3 protein-coding genes are annotated in these 3,075 nt (G+C 70.9%); all 3 read left to right on the top strand.

Features of this window, described 5'->3' with window-relative positions:
• Positions 1 to 583: hypothetical protein (locus QH283_RS15365; protein ID WP_280503672.1), on the top strand; the 583-nt coding region annotated here is incomplete at its 5' end.
• Positions 584 to 628: 45 nt separating this feature from the next.
• On the top strand, positions 629 to 1,777 hold the full coding sequence (locus QH283_RS15360) for a hypothetical protein (RefSeq protein ID WP_280503671.1): 1,149 nt from the start codon (positions 629 to 631) through the stop codon (positions 1,775 to 1,777).
• 240 nt (positions 1,778 to 2,017) lie between these two features.
• Positions 2,018 to 3,075, top strand: a 1,058-nt coding sequence (locus QH283_RS15355; protein WP_280503670.1) for an oxygenase MpaB family protein, incomplete at its 3' end; no start/stop codon positions are given.

Here is a 3,075-nt window from a genome sequence, read left to right as displayed (position 1 = left end):
GGCGCCCCCCCCGGCCGGGGGGCCCGGGGGGGGGGGGGCGGGGGGGGGGGGGCCCCCCGCGGGGGGGGGCGTCGGTGACGGTGACGGTGGCAGGGCCGGGACCGGCTTCGGCGGGCCGGTGCTGACCGCCGTGCTCGCGGTGCTGGTGGCCGGACTGGTCGCGGTGGTCGCGGTGCTCGGCTGGCAGGTGAAACAGCACAGCGACATCGAGGCCGCGGGCCGCGCCGCCAAGGAGGCGGCGGAGAACTACGCCATCGCGCTGACCAGCATCGACTCCCAGAACCTCGACGAGGACTTCGCCGCGGTGCTCGACGGCGCGACCGGCGAGTTCAAGGACATGTACGGCCAGTCCAGCGCTCAGCTCAAGCAACTGCTGATCGACAACAACGCCACCGGCGAGGGCACCGTGATCGATTCGGCGATCAAATCGGCCTCCGAGGACCGGGCCGAGATCCTGCTGTTCGTCGATCAGACGGTCACCAACAGCGCGGCCCCCGAACCGCGCATCGACCGCAGCCGCGTGTTGATGACCATGGAGAAGGTGGACGGCCGCTGGCTGGCCGCCCAGGTCGATCTGCCCTGAAACTTACGCCCCCTTTTTCAACTATCTCGATGATGGAGTGACAGCATGCGTCGTACCGCGCGCGCACTGATGGAAACCGCGTTGGCGGTCTCGCCGTGGGCGCCCGCGCCCGAACCCCACTCGGCCGCGGCGGTCACCGCCGAATGGCTGACCGGCGTGTTCGCCGCGCAGCACCCCGGTGTGGTGGTCGAGAAGGTCCGCCCGCTGGACGGCACGACCGGAACCACCGACCGCAGGCGGCTCGGGCTGGAGTGGAATCGGGCGGGACAGGACGCGGGCCTGCCGACGGCCGTGTTCATCAAGTCGACGCCGCTGTCGGCGAAGAACCGGACCATGGTGGCCGCGCTGGACATGGCGATCAACGAGGTCGCTTTCTACCAGCAGGTCCGGCCCGAACTGCCCGCCGACGCGGCCCCGCGGTGCTACGCCGCGCACGCGGGCCACGGCGCCAGACACCTGATGGTGCTCGAGGACCTGGCCTCGCGCGGCGCGAGCTTCCCCGACACCATCCGCGATGTCGACCTCGCGCACGTGCGGGCGGTGATCCGCGCGCTCGGCCAGTTGCACGCCACGTTCTGGAACAGCCCGCGCCTGCGCGCCGACCTGTCCTGGATCGCGCCGGAGAGCCGGCGGCCCGGCTTCGATCTGCTGCTGTGGCAGTTCCGCAAGATGCGCAGGACGCTGCTGGCCGCGCCCGAACACGACCTGCCGCCCGCGGTGCGCCGGATGGCCGAGTTCGCCAACGAGAACGACCGCGCGCTGCACGCGCGCTGGGAGATCGGCCCGCAGACCGTGCTGCACGGCGACGCCCACTGCGCCAACACCTTCAAGCTGCCCGACGGGCGGGGCGGCCTGCTCGACTGGCAGGTCGTTCACAGCGGCCCTGGCCTGCGGGAGGTCAGCTATCTGCTCACGCACTCCACGCCCACCGAGGTCCGCCGCGGCAACGAGGCGGAACTGCTGCGGCTGTACCTGGAGACGTTGCGCGAGTACGGCGTGGCCGAGCCGCCCTCCTTCGACGAGGCGTGGACGGCCCTGTGCTTCTTCGTCTTCGACGCCTGGGACTCCATCGCCATGCCGGTGGTCTGGCCCGGTCTGCAACCGGAGGAGCGGGTGCAGCTCGGCTTCGCCGCCGCCAACGCCACCGTGGAGGATCTCGAGGTCGACAAGGTGGTCCGCGCGGCTCTGCGCTGAGCCGCCCGCTTCTCCTCGCTCGCCGCCGGTCGCGGGCAGGTCGGCGGCGGTGGGTGCGTGTGTTCGGCGGCCCGGAAGGGCCGCGGTTCGCGAACGTAGGCGATCACAATGCGAATACCATTCGCATTTCAGCAGCTCGCTCGCACCGAAATAGATTGTTGTACAGCAGTTTATATGTCCTGACAGACCCATCTACAACACGACTAGTATGCGAGTAAACACTCGCGTTAGCCTGATCGTATGGGTACCACTACCGCCTCGGAGATTGCCGTGGACGTCAAGTTTTCCGATCGGATCGCCGATCTCGTGTTCCAGCCCGTCCGGGAGCGCTTCTTCAAGAACGTGCAGTTCGAGGAGCCCAAGGGCGACCCGGGCTGGTTCGGCCCCGACAGCGCCGTCTGGTACCTGTTCTCGCACACGCCGACGGTGCAGATCGGACTGGCCGCCGCGGCGATGATCGAGACCCTGCACCCGGACATGGCGTGGATGAGCGTCGAGCACACCCGCGTGCTCGAGCGCAAGAACGGCGTGCCCACCGGCAAGTTCGACGAGGACGCCCTGGCCTCGCGCGGCGGCCACACCCTGTCGTTCTTCCTCGGCGTGGCCATGGGCTCCACCGAGGTCGCCGAGCGCGTCTCGCGTGTGGTGCGCGGCATGCACGACCGGGTCAGCGGCGTGCGCCCGGACGGCCACGAGTACCGGGCCGGCGACCCGGACCTGCTGGCCTGGAACTACGTCACCATGGCGTGGGCGCTGTCGGCCATCCACGAGCGCTACCATCCCCGGCCGATGCGCGGCGAGCGGCTCGAGCAGTTCTTCCGCGAGTTCGCCCGCATGGGCCTGGAACTGGGGGCCTCCGAGGTGCCCACCACCAGGGCGGGCGTCTACAAGTACCTCGAGGACTCCATCCCGTTGCTCGCCGTCACCATGCCGACCGTCGACCTGCTCAACCCGCTGGCGCCCTGGCGGCACCCGGTGTGGCAGCGTCCGGTGTACGCGCTGCTGTACTGGGCGGTGCAGGACCTGCACCCGGACTGGGCGCAGCGGCTGATGAACACCCCGCAGTACTCGCGGCCGCGCAAGGCGGCCATGCGCGCCATGACCCGCCTGCTGCTGCAGAGCTCGCGCGACGGCCGCATCCGGGAGGTCCGCCAGGCCTACGCCCGCGCGGCGGCCGCCCCTCGGCCGCCCGCCCCGGTCGGCGTCGACGAGACGAAGAAGTCGCGCCCCGAGCGCGACGGGGCGGTGGTGGGCTCCGGGGGGCCCCGCACGCCCCAGCCGCGGCCCCCGGGCCCTCG

The sequence above is a fragment of the Nocardia farcinica genome (genome assembly GCF_029867845.1).
In the GTDB taxonomy this organism is placed as follows: domain Bacteria; phylum Actinomycetota; class Actinomycetes; order Mycobacteriales; family Mycobacteriaceae; genus Nocardia; species Nocardia farcinica_A.
This window is presented reverse-complemented; position numbering and strand designations above follow the sequence as displayed.